Origin of the sequence: Microcoleus sp. B4-C1, assembly GCF_036705285.1 — a bacterium.
In the GTDB taxonomy this organism is placed as follows: Bacteria; Cyanobacteriota; Cyanobacteriia; order Cyanobacteriales; family Microcoleaceae; genus Microcoleus.
In genome coordinates this window covers 19856-35961 of sequence record NZ_JAUBUC010000069.1, presented here as the reverse complement: position 1 = coordinate 35961, position 16106 = coordinate 19856, and the positions used below count along the sequence as shown (strand labels likewise).

Annotated in this window: 11 protein-coding genes; 9 read left to right on the top strand and 2 right to left on the bottom strand. The window is 44.8% G+C overall.

The features are described 5' to 3' along the window. From QUB26_RS23490 to QUB26_RS23455, 8 genes are all read left to right on the top strand, one after another. Positions 1-180 (top strand): hypothetical protein (locus QUB26_RS23490; RefSeq protein ID WP_333319946.1); only part of this gene is annotated, 180 nt, incomplete at its 5' end. A 586-nt stretch (positions 181-766) separates the two neighbouring features. Beyond that, positions 767-2035, top strand: coding sequence for a transposase (locus tag QUB26_RS23485; RefSeq protein WP_333243159.1), 1269 nt, complete (start codon positions 767-769; stop codon positions 2033-2035). Positions 2036-2102: 67 nt separating this feature from the next. After that, positions 2103-3389 (top strand): chemotaxis protein, encoded by a 1287-nt coding sequence (locus tag QUB26_RS23480; protein ID WP_333243162.1) that lies wholly within the window; start codon positions 2103-2105, stop codon positions 3387-3389. Between the two features lie 202 nt (positions 3390-3591). Next, on the top strand, positions 3592-5514 hold the full coding sequence (locus QUB26_RS23475) for a response regulator (RefSeq protein WP_333243165.1): 1923 nt from the start codon (positions 3592-3594) through the stop codon (positions 5512-5514). A gap of 262 nt (positions 5515-5776) precedes the next feature. Continuing rightward, positions 5777-9220, top strand: a complete 3444-nt coding sequence (locus QUB26_RS23470) for a PAS domain S-box protein (RefSeq protein ID WP_333243168.1) — start codon at positions 5777-5779, stop codon at positions 9218-9220. Positions 9221-9503: 283 nt separating this feature from the next. Then, positions 9504-9890, top strand: a complete 387-nt coding sequence (locus tag QUB26_RS23465; protein ID WP_333243171.1) for a response regulator — start codon at positions 9504-9506, stop codon at positions 9888-9890. 1177 nt (positions 9891-11067) lie between these two features. Then, the gene (locus QUB26_RS23460) at positions 11068-11376 is read left to right on the top strand and encodes a DUF1830 domain-containing protein (RefSeq protein WP_333243174.1); all 309 of its coding nucleotides are present in this window, start codon (positions 11068-11070) and stop codon (positions 11374-11376) included. 74 nt (positions 11377-11450) lie between these two features. Next, positions 11451-11801: a late competence development ComFB family protein gene (locus tag QUB26_RS23455; RefSeq protein ID WP_333243176.1), complete on the top strand. Its 351-nt coding sequence runs from the start codon at positions 11451-11453 to the stop codon at positions 11799-11801. 231 nt (positions 11802-12032) lie between these two features. Here QUB26_RS23455 and QUB26_RS23450 read toward each other — a convergent pair whose 3' ends face one another. Further along, positions 12033-12386, bottom strand: coding sequence for a DUF6464 family protein (locus QUB26_RS23450; RefSeq protein ID WP_333052256.1), 354 nt, complete (start codon positions 12384-12386; stop codon positions 12033-12035). A 418-nt stretch (positions 12387-12804) separates the two neighbouring features. Continuing rightward, the gene (locus QUB26_RS23445) at positions 12805-13536 is read right to left on the bottom strand and encodes a sucrose-phosphate phosphatase (protein ID WP_333243182.1); all 732 of its coding nucleotides are present in this window, start codon (positions 13534-13536) and stop codon (positions 12805-12807) included. A gap of 178 nt (positions 13537-13714) precedes the next feature. On the opposite strand from QUB26_RS23445, the gene QUB26_RS23440 reads away from it, so the two are divergent. Beyond that, entirely contained in the window at positions 13715-16000 is a 2286-nt protein-coding gene (locus QUB26_RS23440; RefSeq protein ID WP_333319943.1) for an iron uptake porin, read from the top strand. Positions 16001-16106 lie beyond the last annotated feature (106 nt).

Here is a 16106-nt window from a genome sequence, read left to right as displayed (position 1 = left end):
GGGGAAGCTGACATCCCCCAAGACTTGTGCAGCGCAAGGTTATTGCCAGCCATCAACATTTTATCATTGGGGATTCAATCTAGATATTTTCCCGGTTGTTTTAAAGAACAAAATATGAATGCCCCTGTTGTGAGGACGGAACCCGTGGGACAACTGGCGTGGCCGATCCAACAGACTTGAGATGACAATAGTCAGACACTAGGTAATAGAAGGCCCCAGGGTCAGAGAGTTAATTTTTCCCTATAGTTGTCCTCTTTCTTCTGGGCGAGTAACCCCCACTTCAGCGTTTTACGAGCGCGAAAGCGGTAGGAGGAAACAGGGGGAAGGGATAGGGCTGTATAATCGATCGCTTCTGGTTGTGTTTGTGAACCGGGTTGTTGAGGGAAACTAAGCAATTCCACTCCCATTGCTGGGGTGAAGTTAGCACGCGCCTTTGTTTTCTGAGCTGATTCGGCTAATGGTACGTCCTTAACCCAAATAAAAATGTTTAACCCTTAACGACAGAACAGGGGACTAGCTACGCATCCGCTTGGTGTCATTACTCAAAAAACCTAGACATCAAAGGTGTCAGGCTGGTCAACTAAAAATGAAGTTTTAGGCCCGAAGCCCAGTCACTTCCGTGCTGGGTCGTTGACTACTTTCAACAATCTTATTCCAGTATTGTAAAACTTCGTTGAGTTTATAAGCCATTATAAACAAGAATGGTATCATATCGCTATGAGTGTTGAACAAGAAATACGCACAGCCCAAAGAAGGGAAGTCTCAAATGCAGCTAACAGAGAGGCACATCATTAAATCCACGGAACACCGTTTCGCCCAAATAGACGAACTAGCTTTCAAGTCCAAAAACCTCTACAATGCCGCCAATTACGTCATTCGTCAGAGCTTTATTTATGGATGGGGTTATGTCAGTTATAACGAAATGAACCGATTGATGAAGTCTCATGAAGCATACAAGGCTTTGCCTGCTAAAGTTAGTCAGCAAATCTTGATGGTGCTAGACAAGAATTGGAAATCGTTTTTTGAAGCCGTTAAAGCTTACAAAGCTGACTCTTCAAGATTCACGGGTAGCCCAAAATTGCCAAAGTACAAAGATAAGACTAAAGGGCGAAACCTTCTAGTATACACGATTCAAGCAATTAGCAGCAAACAGTTGAAGAAAGGAATTATTAAACTTTCCGGCACTGAACTTTCAATTAAAACCCAACTCAATCCCAACCAGATTTGTCAAGTTAGACTGGTTCCGAAATGTGATTCCTATGTAATTGAGGTGATTTATGATGAAGCGGAGTCCACCCTTGGCAATGCCAACTCTGTAGCTAGTATTGATTTGGGACTGGATAATTTAGTGGCGTTAACTTCAAATCAACCGGGATTTATCCCTTTGTTGATTAACGGGCGACCATTGAAATCGATTAACCAGTTCTACAACAAGCGGAAAGCACGATTGCAATCCCACTTAAAAGGGAATCGCAAAACTTCACCCCGGATTCAGCGCTTAACTCGCTGTCGCTATCAAAAAGTTGATAATTACTTACATCATGCTAGCCGTCTAATTATTAACCTTTTGCTCACCAAGCAGATTGGGACGCTAGTAATTGGCAAGAACGCGCAGTGGAAAACAGAAATCGAGTTAGGGAAGCAAACCAATCAAAACTTTGTTAGTATTCCTCACTCTCGATTAATTGAAATGTTGGAGTACAAAGCTCGGTTGGCGGGAATCACAGTAATTGTGCAGGAAGAATCCTACACATCCCGATCCAGTTTTTTAGGTTTAGACCCAATTCCTGTTTATGGAAAAACAGAAAAAGAGCCTGTGTTTACTGGTAAACGGATTAAGCGGGGTTTGTACAAAACGTCGAGTGGTCAGCTAATTAATTCCGATGTGAATGCAGCGTACAATATTCTCAGAAAAGCAATCCCAAATGCGTTCCGCAATGGGATAGGGAGCTGCGTAGTTCAGCCGAGGCGGGTCGATCCGCTCAAAGCAAAAGTGAAAGGGGAGGGACTTAACGCCCCCCATGTCTATAAATGACTATACTTTTGCCAGCTATAATATTAATATATAATTTGTTAACTTGTACTTAACACTATCCGGGTAAATGAGCAATCCAACTCAACTCACCCCCGATTTCACGATCGGACATCTGCCGTGTCACGACTTCCAAGTGAGCGCTGCAACTCTAGGACAGGTAGTGGCTGAAAGATTTGAGCAAGAACCCGACCTGCCGGGAGTCATTATTACTCATGAATCACAGGTATTGGGCATGATTTCTCGCGTCAAATTTCGAGAGCAAATGAGTTTTCCCGATCGCGTAGAACTTTACGGGTCACACCCGATTCGAGCCTTGTTAGATTTTATTAGAATTCCGCCTTTGCTGCTTTCGGAAAACTGGAAAATTGACGATGCTGTCCAAGCGTCTTTCAACAGGCATAGAGACTTAATTTATGAACCGATAATTGTGGTAATGGAAGACCAGAGCCACCGCCTTTTGAACATTCATACTCTGGTGATTGCCCAGTCAAAGATTTTAGCACAAACCAACAAAGCTATTCAAAAATACAGACTAGAAAGACACAAGTATTTGGCGCTGATTCAACAAGAAAGAGCGAAAGTTCATGAATGTAAGGAACTTTTAAAAAGCTACCAACGTCAAGCAGAAAAATCCCAGGTCAATCCGAATTCCCATCAAGCGGCGCTGGTCAAACAAGCTGAAGAAATTGCTCAAATGAATCAGCGATTTGTGAGGATTGCAAAACTGATTTCTTCGGAAGGTCGCCAAGCATTTCAAGCTACTTTTCAAGGTGCTAATTCTATTTGCAACAATACAGATAAAATTTTGGGCGTGGGCAAAGCCATAGCTAATGATTTAGAAACGGTTAACCGCACTTCCCGAACCATCCGGGAGGCGATCGAACAAGTCAGGCATTTAGCAGTACAGGTGGCTGTAGTTACCAATCAAATGGGAAGTCAGCCTAGCGGCCTGAGCAAAGTGAGTCTAGAAATTGGCAGACTGGCAAGTAAAACTTTTGAATTGGGGACTCAAATGGAGCAAATTGCCAGCCGATTTAAACTTCGAGTTCACGAACTCACGGAGGCAGCAAGAGCGGGTGCTAATGTGGCTAAATCCGTGACTATCAAGATCGATCGCGCCGAAATGGCCCTATTAGAGTTGGAAGAATTAATAGCGGAAAAAAATTTCAATTCGTTGACCGCTATCCAAGAACCTTTGGGAGTCATAAAAAGTGTTACCCCTGATTCTTTAGTTCGAGAAATAGAACACACAGAAGTGGCGGCTTCCGAGTTGGAAGATTTAGTGAGAAATCAAGATTCCTCGCAATATTTGATTCAAAAAATTCAGCAGGCGTTGAAGTCCAAAAAGCCCTAAAATCCAAGCCAGAATCTAATGAAATATTACGATAGGAAAACAAATAAAATCACAAGAATAATTGACACTTATACTATTTCAAGAATAATATTTGTTATACTGAAGGTGGGGAATTTTTCCATTCAGTTGTAAAAAGGCTATTTAATTAGCCCCAAAAACCTCTAAAAAATTCCAATAATAGTTGGAAGGACAGGTGACGTTTATGAAAATCCTGCTGGTAGAAGATGACACAGTTACAGTCAGTTTGCTAACTCAAGCGCTGGAGTCTCACAATTACAATGTGAATGCGGCAGCAGACGGTGAAACAGCGTTGCATTTGGTGCAGGCATACGATTACGACCTGATTGTTTTGGATGTGCTGATTCCTAAACTCGACGGCATTAGTTTGTGTCGAAAATTGCGATCGTCCGGCTGCCAAATGCCGATATTACTGCTGACAGCGCTAGATAGCAGCAACGATCGAGTCCAAGGTTTAGAGGCCGGTGCAGACGATTATGTGGTCAAACCCTTTAATCTCGAAGAATTAATCGCTCGAATTCGGGCTTTGCTGCGCCGGGGTAAGGCAACTTTGTCAAGTACAAATTTGACATGGGAAAAACTGCAAGTCAACCCGGACACTACGGAAGTAACTTATGCCGAAAAAGTGCTGCACTTGACTCCTAAAGAGTACAATTTGCTAGAACTTTTCCTGAGAAATCCTCGGCGCATTTTCAGTCGCAGCGCCATCCTCGATCGCATTTGGTCGGCCGGCGAATTTCCTCAAGAAGAAGCCGTTACTGCTCACATCAAGGGGCTGCGGCAGAAGCTGAAAGCAGCCGGGATGACTGTAGATTTAGTGGAAACTGTGTACGGATTGGGCTATCGGCTCAAAAGTCTGCCGGAGGAGATTGAGAGCCCACAAGTTGGGCAGGAAACGGCAGAAACTGCTAAAACTCAAGAGACTTTATCTACTGCATCCAGCGGGTCGAGCCAGGAATTAAATAAAGACGAGCGCCGTCTCAAAGTCTTGAATGCGATTGCCCAAATGCGGGAAAATTTAAAAGCTAATTTTATAGAAAAGGTGGCGATATTCGATCGCGCGATCGCTCAACTGAAAAACGGAAGCTTGGAGGGCGAACTGCGCCAAGAAGCCCAGTCTCAAGCTCACAAATTAGTCGGTTCTTTGGGAACGTTAGGGTTGCCGCAAGGTTCGGAAGTGGCGCGCCAGATAGAACATTGGTTCAAGGCTGAAAACATCTTGAAACCGGGGACGGCTCAGCAGATTGAGGGATTTCTGCATAAGCTCAAACAGATATTCGATCGCCCGTCGCCCGAACCGGAAGGCGATTTAGTTCCTGCGGTTTCCCAAAAGCGCCGAATGCTGGTTGTTGATGATGATACTTTTGGGAGCGATCGACTCAAAACAGTAGCATCCGGTTCCGACTTCCAGATAGAAGTCGCCAACTCTCCGCAAGCGGCTAGAAATGCGATTTCTCAACAGCCTCCCGACGCGATTTTGCTGGATTTGACATTTTCCAGATCTCAGGAAAACGGACTTTCTCTATTAGCCGAACTCCGCAGTGAAAAGCCCGAAATTCCGGTAATGGTTTTTAGCGGGCACAATCAATTGAGCGATCGAATAGAAGTTGCTCGTTTGGGAGCTTCGGGCTTTTTACACAAATCTATCCCCCCAGCAGATATACTCAAAGCAGTCGCCCAACTACTCGACCAGACTGGCCCTGCTGAAGCTAAAGTTATGGTGGTAGACGATGACGTGCATCTATTGGCTGCACTGCAAGTGATTCTCCAACCTTGGGGATTTCAAGTAACAACATTGGACGATCCCGAAAAGTTCTGGGAGGTACTCGAAACGACTTGTCCGGATTTGCTAATTTTAGATGTGGAGATGCCCGGTTACAGCGGTATCGAGCTGTGTTTGGCAGTTCGCAACGATTTGCGCTGGAGCAAGCTCCCCGTGCTATTTTTGACAGCTCATTCCGAGTCGGAAACCGTGCGCCAAATGTTTGTCGCAGGTGCTGACGACTACGTTAACAAGCCGATCGTGAAACCGGAATTAATTGCTCGCCTCCTGAATCGTTTGGAGCGGACTCAACTGAGAAACAGACTGGCTCAGGCACAGCGCTAATCCCATTTTAGATTTAAAAAATTAAAGAATTGAAGAACTGGGAATGGCTGATGAGATATGGGTTTCGAGCACGTACCTACAGTTGTATTCTTTTTTTAAAATGGGATAACTAGGAGCAAATATGCAGTGCGTGTCCGAAACAAATTAGGAAGCCTTAGCCAAGACTGGGGATGGTTAGATTGTGTGATTGCGACGCGGTGCTGTTGATTAATGCTAGCCCGCCGATCGAGAACACAGGCTAATTTAGAGAAATATTAATCAGATGAAAGCGATGGTATTGCCCTCAGACACAGGCACTCTCAATAACAGCGACTGCGAACTAATTTACGCCCCAGGTTCGATTCAACCTCACGGCATCCTTTTGGTGCTGGAATCTCCGGCGTTAAAAATTTTGCAAGTTAGCAACAATACTTTTGAGGCGATGGGCCTTTACCCCGAACAACTTTTGGATAAATTTTTAGAGGAATTTGTCGAGACTGAGGAAATTGAGGCTATTGAAAAAGCTTTATTTGAAAAAGACCAACGTAATGGTATCAGATTATCATTCAAAAGTCAAGACCGCCAGTCTTTTTTTGAGGGGACGCTACATCAATCAAATTCAGCATTAATTGTTGAACTAGAGTCGGTTGTTTCTCCAAAAACGAGCGATTGTTTCAATTGTTATAATTTAGTCCAAGAGCCGATCGACAAAATCCACAAAACACCAAACCTGCAAGTGCTGTGTCAGACAGCAGTTGAAGAAGTGCGGAGGATCATCGGTTTCGATCGAGCGATCGTCTATCAATTTGATGCCACCGGGGCGGGGGAAGTTGTCGCCGAAGACAAAGTAGAAAGTTTGGCTCCTTTATTGGGACTGCACTATCCGGCTACCGATATTCCCGCCCAAGCAAGAAACCTGTTCAGCATGAATTTAATTCGGTTTATTCCCGATATTAACTGTCAGCCTGTCGAACTAATTCCTCACTGCAATCCGCTGACGGGTAGCCCTTTAGATATGGGCGGATCTTTGTTGAGAACAGTTTCGCCTTGCCACGTTCAATATCTCAAAAATATGAACGTCGCTGCTAGCATGACTCTGACATTAATCAAAGATAAAAAACTCTGGGGATTGATTGCCTGTCACCATCCAACACGAAAGTATGTCAACTACGAAACAAGAACTGCTTGCGAACTACTAGCGAAGTTTGTGAATTTAGAACTCAGCTATAAACAAGATAGCGAAAACCGGGAATATGCTATTTATTTAAAAGCACTTTGCCAAAAATTTATCACGGAAATTTATCAAAAAAACTGCTTTGTAGAAGGTTTACTAACCTACCGAGATGAATTGCTTGCCTTAGTGGGTGCTACCGGTGGAGTTGTGTGTGCCAATGAAAATTTAACAACCATCGGGCAAACCCCGGAATTGGTAGAAATCGAAAACTTAATTGCTTGGATAAAAACTCAAATAAATAATGAGGTTTTTTATACAGATTCTCTCTCAAAACTGTATCCGCCCGCCGATAATTTTCAAGAATTTGCTAGCGGTTTACTGGTGCTTGCCATGTCCGAGATGCAAAATTATTACATTTTGTGGTTCCGTCCCGAAGCACTTCAAACTGTCAACTGGGCAGGTCCACCAGAGGGAAAAATTGAATTTAAACCGGATGGCACCCGATTAATTTCTCCTCGCATTTCCTTTGAGTTGTGGCAAGAAAATGTGAGGTCAAAATCTTTGCCTTGGCAGCAGTGCGAAATCGAAATAGCCAGAGAACTTCGAGTTGCTATTACTAGCATTGAGCTGCGGAAAATCAATCAGCAGCTTAGCTTAGCTTTGTCGGCTACCAAAATTGGATTTTGGGACTGGGACGTGCAGAAAAATCAGATAGTTTGGTCGAGGGAACACGAAGAGTTGTTTGGGTTGGCCCCAGGGACTTTTGCCGGAACTTATCAAAGTTTTGCAGCTTGCGTTCACCCAGAAGATTTTAAAAATATGGAGAATGCTATCAATCAGGCGATCGCCCAGCGAGGAGATTACTGTCACGAAAAGCGCGTGGTTTGGCCCGACGGCAGCATTCACTGGATGGAGGGAAAAGGTAAGTTTTTTTACAACGAAGCCGGCGATCCAGTGCGGATGGTGGGGACTGTTAGAGAAATTACCGATCGCAAAGCTAGAGAATTGCAGTTGCGCCTGTTGGAATCAGCAGTCACCACCACTAACGACGCCGTGTTAATTACCGAAGCTGAACCGATTGAGGAACCGGGGCCGCGAATTATTTATGTCAACCCAGCTTTCACGCGAATGACCGGCTATACACTAGAAGAAGTTGTGGGCAAAACGCCACGCATCTTCCAAGGTGAAAAAACAGATCGCGCCAGTCTCCATCGAGTTCGGACAGCTTTGAAAACCTGGCAGCCGGTGCGGGTTGACTCGATCAATTACCGCAAAGACGGGACGGAATTTTGGGTAGAAATGAGCATTGTCCCCATAGCGGACGAAAATGGTGAGTTTACCCACTGGGTATCAGTCCACCGCGATATTAGCGATCGCAAACTTGCTGAAGCTACCCTCCAACAGCTCAACGAACGGTTAGAAATGCGAGTTTTGCAGCGAACCAGAGAACTAGAAAGCTCTCAAGCAGAACTCCGGGAAAGCGAAGCTTTATTTCGCTCTCTGAGCGAGAGTTCCCCCGTGGGCATTTTCAAAATCGATACTGAGGGGAAATGTACCTATACAAATCCTCGCTGTCAAGCAATTGGTGGCTTCACATCGGCAGCGGCTTTAGGAAACGGCTGGATGCGGTTTGTTCACCGCGAAGACCTCAAACTAATTCTGTCTAAGTGGTCTCAATCGCAATCGCTAGATGGGGAATTTTCCGGCGAATTTCGCCACATCCAGCGAGACGGAACCATTCGGTTTTGTCGGCTTAAAACAGCTCCGATTTTTTCCGACAAAGCTCAACTAATTGGTCACGTGGGCACAGTCACAGATATCACAGAAAGTCGGGCAATTGAAAAAATGAAAAATGAGTTTATTTCGATTGTCAGCCACGAACTGCGAACGCCACTTGCCTCGATTCGCGGTTCTTTAGGTTTGCTGGCGGCTGGGGTACTGAAAAATAAACCGGAAACTGCCAAACAGATGTTAGAAATCGCTTCGAGCGATACCGAACGGTTAGTGCGTTTGGTCAACGATATTCTCGACTTAGAACGGCTCGATTCGAGCCAAGTTATCCTCGTCAAGCAGTGGTGCGATGCCCAGGTTTTGATGCGGAAGTCTGCCGAAGCTGTACTTTCTGTGGCTGCTGAAAATAACATTGATTTGTTGATTTTGCCCGGAACAGCAAAAATTTGGGCTGACCCCGACAGAATCGTTCAACTGCTGGTAAATTTGTTGAGCAATGCGATTAAATTCTCCGCTCCTGGAAGTACAGTAACTCTCAGGGTGGAAGATTTGGGCGAGCGGGTTTTATTTGAAGTCAAAGATCGAGGGCGGGGGATTCCGGCAGATAAACTAGAAACAATCTTTGGACGGTTTCAACAAGTCGATGCTTCTGACTCCCGCCAAAAAGGAGGTACGGGTTTGGGTTTGGCTATCTGTCGCAGCATAGTACAGCAGCACGGGGGCAGAATTTGGGTCGAAAGTGTTGTCTCACAAGGCTGCAGTTTCTATTTCACAGTCCCTGCACCGTTGGAAGGCGAGGGAGGAAAAAGTTTGGAGGTTTGAGATTGCTTTGATAATATCTCGCGAAAGCTCAAGTTCCTGGCAACCCACGCGGGTAGGATGATTTTGGGAGGCTGATAGGTCGATTTTTATGTTCAGGGCTTAAGTAGGTAAGCGGCAAAATCTATCAACAGCGCCCGACGATTAGGACGTTTTTAAGTGCGGAAACTCTTAATTTTATCGCTTCTTCCTTTTGCTATATCTTTCAAGAAACCCGGTTGATGAGGCAGCGTGCCTAAGTTTTTTTTCGGTTTACCATGATTAATTTAAAATTTGAGTTTTAATTATGTCAGCAAAGCGCATTCTGGTCATTGATGATGAAAAAAACCTCTGCAGCGTGATTCAGGCTTGTCTGGAACATTTAGGCGGCTGGTTTGTACTAAGCGCACCAGGCGGCAGCCAAGGATTGCTGTTAGCTGAAACTCAACTCCCTGACGCTATTCTACTAGATGTGATGATGCCGGATATGGACGGACTTACTCTGTTTGGTTTGCTACAAAACAATGTTGCTACTCGGGGGATTCCGGTGATTTTCCTGACGGCTAAGGTGCAGGCGATGGATTTGAGCAAATTTGCTGATTTGGGGGTAGCGGGGGTGATTGCAAAGCCTTTCGATCCTTTGAGTTTGGCACAGCAAGTGGCGGAAATTCTGGGTTGGGAACCGTTGCTTTAAGCTGTGGCGGCATTTAAATTGTAGGTCAAAAAAAATTAAAGTCTTGTGGGGAGTAGGGGCCCTAGCGTCCCGCCCGCCCTTAATATACAATTTAAATGCGCGACAGCTTAAACTCGGGTAAAATACATCGCAGATAGCAGATCAAACTCGGCATTTGAAACCGCTACTAGACAAACAAAGTCGGCCCAGCCCGACGGCAGAATCAAAGAGGCATTAAAGCCGGATGAGGCTCAAAACTCCGCTTTCTCATTCCCTTGATTCTTGCGAAAATTACGCAATTATGTTATTAAGCCGGGTTTAGGGGTCGAGGAAAGTGCTAGTTTTTCCGGCTATTTTCATAATTTCCTCATTTTTTTGATTTAGCTTTGAGATCGATCGGTGATTCGTTCATTTAAACCCTGATTCCCTAGAAATTCTAGAGATTATCTCAGGGAGTCGGGGTTTTTTGTTACCTGCAAAGCCGATCGGCTATCACCGTATTTACAGGCAGAATAACTCCTGCAGAAGTTACACAGATTGGCCTCAAGAACGGTTTTTTTTAATCCGAGCTCACAGATGCAGCGAAGTTTTTTGGTAAAAAACCCGGTTTGGGCCTGCTAATCCAAGATTTACGCAGATTTCCCTCAGAAACCGGGTTTATTAACCCAGGAGCACAGATGGAGTCAAGTTTTTGGCTAAAAAACCGGGTTTTTGCTTAAGTATTGTAATCCCTGCTTCGGCAAAAGTAGATTTATCAAAAAAAATGATTGTCTTCATAATTTCCTCATATTTTTTAGATAAAGTTTACTCCAAGCTCTGGATCTAAAGGTCGATCGCACTCTCAGCACCATTCCACTGCCAAAGAGTGAATCTGTTGTCAGGAGAGTTCGGGAAAGTGACGGTATTTTCGATTAACGGGTGCAACAGAACAACAACCTTAATAAGTCAGGATATAGGCCCTGCATACCAAACAAACCGGGGGTTTTCGCCGGAACAAACGGGGTTTCTTCGCCAAACCTCTCAATGTTGGCAGGATTACTCAATGCTACAAAAATTAATAACTGAAGATGTGATTCGTGCTATAGAATAACACAAAAAAAATAAGTCTGTCCTTTTGTCAAGATCCAAACTCACAATTGCCACTAACAGGCAAAGCCAAGTCTCAGTAAGTTTTTGAAAGAGTGTGGAGATTTTTTAAATGTCTGATCAGCTATCTTATAAAGGTAACAACCAGATTCTGTGCTATTACGCAAATGTTACCAACCTAGTTCAGGTGGTTCGGATTGGGAACATTCCTAATTGGTACTTTGAAAGAGTGATGTTTCCGGGACAGCGACTGATGTTTGAAGCTGCTGCAGAAGCAGTCTTAGAAATTCACACTGGTACGGTGGCAAGTGCTATTTTATCCGACAAGATTCCCTGCTACGTGCTGCGGGTTATAGAAGAGGTAAGTTCTGAGTTTGAGCTGGTGATGACCGAAGAACGATGGGCGGTATTAGCCGGTTAAAATTCATGAGAAATCAGACGAAAACGAGAAGGATCACAAAAATATTAGTTAACGAGTCTTTGGGGACAGGGAAAATGCAGAAAAATCTTGTCAATATTACCTTGGCTGTAGTCACAGAGGAAGTAGAAATTATCTTGGAGTCTTATCCGAAGCACCCATACCAACAAGCTTTTTCGCCTTCGGGATTGCGACAAGATTTAATTGCTTATGTGCTCAGCCGAGTTCCTAATAGATATACTGCGATCGACTCCGGCGAGTCTGTGTCAAACCAAACAGTTCAGGTTCGCTGTTCTTCAGAACAGTTGCTGCACATAGAAAATTTGATTCATACTGGCATTCGCGACGTGCTGCACAGCTATCAGAAGATAGATTACCCCCTACCTGAAGAAGTTAAATTCGATTCCAGAGTTGCTAGTTGGTTTTGATAGTTTATTGTCATTGAGGGAGACGCCGAGATTCTCGGCACTCTCGGTTTCTCAGTTGGGCGAGGTGAAATTGTGTACTGACGGAAAGCATCCAGGATACCCGCCACGTGATTCATCCGTCCAGAAATAAAAAACCTGTATCCGATAAATGCGCCCCCGAATTTATCCGTGGGCTCAATGCTTAAATCTAAAATCTAAAATCTAAAATCTAAAATCGATTGACTTGATGGTTCAAGACTTTTGGTAATCGCCACAGCCGTCGCACGGGCCATTGGGATTGACAGCACAGCGCAGAATTTCCGATCGAGCATTAAAGCGACAGCTAGCATCTCCGATAACCCAGATGCCGCTTACAAAAGTTCTTTCCGTCGGCGGTGTGGCCGACTGCACGTACAGGGCAATTTTTTGCAGTTGGTAGCGGCCGGATTTGAGTTGATAGCGGTGGTGGCGTTCCAAAACAGCGTAGGTTTGTCCCTCTAAATCTACATAGTTCCCCGGTTGTGGCGTCCAATCGAGCCGCAGGCTACCTAAATATTGGCGGGGGTGAGAGAGAATCACCTCTACGGGTAAAGTATTTTGTTCCATGTGGCGGTGCGTTGGCGAACTGAACTAAAGGGGCAAATAGTTGACTCAACCTACATCTTGTTCATCTAGAAAGATAAGTTTTTATAGAGAGAGTAATTTAGGTTTAGGCGCTCAACTTAACTATAGAACCTTTGGCGATCGGGGAATAGCCGACTTATCTTGGGATAGCCGACTCCCTCCACTACGTTGGGCCCAAGAGGCTAGGAAATAAACTTCAACTCGCTTGAGGTAACTCAAGTGAAGTTCGATTAGGTTTGATCAAGCAGTACACGCTGATGGTATCGCAACTCGCAGGTTCGATCGATACGCGGTTGAGATTCTGAACAGATTTTAACTGTTTGCAGGACTTGGGGTGCTTGGGGTGCGGTTGTACTTAGGACTTCAGCGATCGCTACCAACCAAACTGAATTTTTGGCAATCAAAATTCCCAAAAATATGCCATTCCTTCCATGATTCCCCAAGCGGAAGCAGAACTAGCTAAATAATGATTTTCAGTGCCGCATTCGCGATGCCATTCTAAGAGTTCTGATAGAGCATTAGCGACGATTACTCCCCGGAAATCCTGCTCAAACATACTGATATCATTGCCAGAATCACCGCAAACTAATGTTGCTTCAGATGGAATTTGTAGGCGCTTTTGTAAATAAGTAAGGGCATTGCCTTTATTGCTAGTTTGTGGTAAAATATCTACATTACTATTGCTGCTAAAAATGATTTGAGCTGGCAGTCGCGATTCAGTTAACTTTTGCTGCAAAGCGTTGATTGTCGAGCTATTTTCTGCTGCTGGTTCCAGACTATAACTGATTTTCCAAGGATTTTGTTCTTTTACGGATTGGGGTTTAAGCTGGGAAAACTGCTGTGCTAAAGAGGCGATCGCCATTTTATCCCAGTCTTGAGAAAGATATTCCGCCCAATCTAAATCGAGGATTCCGTCTTGGTAAATTTCGCTACCTACACCTGCGATCAAATAGTCGGGTGCTAGCAGTTGCTTTTGGGCAATTAATTCGCAAGTTGAAGCATAAGAACGCCCGGTAGCGTAAACCAAACAAATTTGCGATCGCACAGGTTGCAAGCGCTGGTTTAAAACTTGAGTTGCTTCGTCATCTCCGACTAGCGTGTTGTCTAAATCTGTAACTAATAAAAACTTCATTGGGGGAATTAGTCAGGAGTCAGTAGTCAGTAGTCATCAGTGATTAGTGATTGGGAATCGCTGGCTTCCTAAAATAATTTTAACTATTTATAAGAATTTGTTAAACCAACTACATTTATAAGCAAGCTTATCGTTTAAGATTGGCCAGATTTCATTTTCAACAAGTGGTGTGAGTGGTATGGTGAATAATTCAACCTCCGTTAAAGCTTTTTGGCTGTCTTTCTTGATTTCTGGTGTGGCAGTGCCTTTGGGCCCGATCTCCGCAACAGCTCAAATTCAGGATACCTCAACTCCAGAAGTTGCGCTAGAAGATAGTGCTCTCCCTACGGCTACCCCAGACGCAGCGCTGGCAGCAGGTAAGATTGAGATACCGCAGTTAGCGGCGATTACCGCAGAGACTAACTCCGCAGTCGATCGCCCTTTACCCGAAACAGATGCAGCATGGGTGAATCGTGCTTTACCCCAAACAGATATAGCAACAGTCGATCGCGCTTTACCCGAAACAGATGCAGCATGGGTGAATCGTGCTTTACCCCAAACAGATATAGCAACAGTCGATCGCGCCTTACCCAAACAAGATATAGCAATTGTCGATCCTGCTTTACCCGAAACAGATGCAGCAACAGTCGATCCTGCTTTACCCAAACAAGATATAGCAATTGTCGATCCTGCTTTACCCAAACAAGATATAGCAATTGTCGATCACGCAACAACAACCCCAGAAATAACGGAGGCAATTGGCGAATTGCCCCCACAGAAGTTAGAAATTGCAAACACTCCTCAGTCTCAACAAGTTGCTGAAGCCAGCAAAGTTGACGACATCAGCAGCGAGACGGGCAGCGCTGATGACCTCAGCATACAAGAAGACGCAGCACAAGTCACTTCTGTTTCCCAACTCTCCGACGTGCGGCCGACAGATTGGGCTTTTCAAGCCTTGCAATCCCTAGTAGAAAGATACGGCTGCATTGCGGGATATCCAGACGGCACATTCCGAGGCAATCGAGCAATGACTCGCTACGAATTTGCTGCCGGATTAAACGCTTGCTTGGATCAAATCACCAAACAAATTGGCGGTTCTACTGGTAATTTAGTCAAGCGAGAAGATTTACTTGCTTTGCAAAGATTGCAAGAAGAATTTGCAGCAGAATTAGCTACATTGCGCGGTCGAGTAGATGCTTTAGAAGCCCGGACTGCCGAATTGGAAGCCAACCAATTTTCAACTACGACTAAACTCAACGGATTTGCTTGGTTTAACCTGAGTGGAGCTTTTGCGGGCGAGGGAGTCCGAGTTGAAGCAATAGATGGAAATGCTGCTCCGCTCGATCGAGTAGCCGGACGCGATCCTGTCACCAACAGACCAATTGTGCAGAGAGTGGACGATCCAGAAATCACTTTCAGTCAGTTAGTTTGGTTGACTCTCACTACTTCCTTTACAGGGAAAGACGAATTGATTACACAGCTAGCTGTAGGTAACGGCAATTCCCCAGCCAACCAGTATACTTCAACGGGTTTTTTCAATACATTCGGCACTCCTTTTCTCGATCAAACTGCGGGAGGAAATCCCAATGAAGTTACCCTGCGGGAACTTTCCTATCGGTTCCCGCTTAGCAACAGCTTGCAAGTAGTAGTGGGGCCGCGGATTAATTTTTACCGCTACTTTGACAACAATAAATTTAACTTTTTCGTAGACGGTGCGAGCAGCTTTAATTCTAACAACAGCCCTTTGTTAAGCGCTACCAGACGCGGTGCCGGTGCTTTGGCTTTGTGGGATATCGGCCGCGCATTGAAACTGCGTTTTGGCTACTTGGGCGAGAGTACGGAATTTTTGCCCACTTCCGTATTTAATTCGGCTTCCAATCCGTCTCAAGGCTTGTTTGGTGGGACAAATACGACTACAGCAGAATTAACATTCAGTCCGAGCGATCGGACTAATTTGCGCTTTTTGTACAGCCGTTCCAACATCCAGCAAATCGGCGGCTTAATTGGATCTCCTAACAGCAAGCCGTTAAACGGTGTGGCAGATGACGGTTTTGGTGGTCGGCTGGGGAATGCGACTGCGAATACTTATAGTTTCAATTTCGATTGGTTAGTCGCTCGCGGTTTTGGTCTTTTCGGCCGTTACGGCTACGCCGAAACCAATATATTTCCCAAGACTAACCGACCCGACGGCACGATCAAAAATCAATCTTATCAGTTAGGAGTTGCGTTTCCCGATTTGTTCAAAGAAGGAGCTTTGCTTACGGTGTCATATTTAGTACCTTTTGACTTTACTGGCGGTCGGAGATTTCTGATTTCTGGCGGGGGTAACGGTGGCACGCAGTACGAAATTGAGGCAACTTATTATTTTCCTCTCACCGACCATGTTTCGATCGTGCCGGCATTTTATGCGATCGGCAATCCGAACAATTTCGATAACAACCCGACAATTTTTGTGGGCAATTTGCGGACGCAGTTTAGTTTTTAAGTAAGTTAGGGCTGACTTGAACATAATTATAGCAATCCTCAATGAGTGGTAAATTTTTTACCCCACCCCAACCCTCCCCGAACCCGCGGAGAGGAAGTAAGAAATT

What these genes read in the sequence shown, in the direction of transcription:
- QUB26_RS23485 (WP_333243159.1), top strand. Translation starts at nt 767, where the DNA reads ATGCAGCTAACAGAGAGGCACATCATTAAATCCACGGAACACCGTTTC.
- QUB26_RS23480 (WP_333243162.1), top strand. Translation starts at nt 2,103, where the DNA reads ATGAGCAATCCAACTCAACTCACCCCCGATTTCACGATCGGACATCTG.
- QUB26_RS23475 (WP_333243165.1), top strand. Translation starts at nt 3,592, where the DNA reads ATGAAAATCCTGCTGGTAGAAGATGACACAGTTACAGTCAGTTTGCTA.
- QUB26_RS23470 (WP_333243168.1), top strand. Translation starts at nt 5,777, where the DNA reads ATGAAAGCGATGGTATTGCCCTCAGACACAGGCACTCTCAATAACAGC.
- QUB26_RS23465 (WP_333243171.1), top strand. Translation starts at nt 9,504, where the DNA reads ATGTCAGCAAAGCGCATTCTGGTCATTGATGATGAAAAAAACCTCTGC.
- QUB26_RS23460 (WP_333243174.1), top strand. Translation starts at nt 11,068, where the DNA reads ATGTCTGATCAGCTATCTTATAAAGGTAACAACCAGATTCTGTGCTAT.
- QUB26_RS23455 (WP_333243176.1), top strand. Translation starts at nt 11,451, where the DNA reads ATGCAGAAAAATCTTGTCAATATTACCTTGGCTGTAGTCACAGAGGAA.
- QUB26_RS23450 (WP_333052256.1), bottom strand. Translation starts at nt 12,386, where the DNA reads ATGGAACAAAATACTTTACCCGTAGAGGTGATTCTCTCTCACCCCCGC.
- QUB26_RS23445 (WP_333243182.1), bottom strand. Translation starts at nt 13,536, where the DNA reads ATGAAGTTTTTATTAGTTACAGATTTAGACAACACGCTAGTCGGAGAT.
- QUB26_RS23440 (WP_333319943.1), top strand. Translation starts at nt 13,715, where the DNA reads ATGGTGAATAATTCAACCTCCGTTAAAGCTTTTTGGCTGTCTTTCTTG.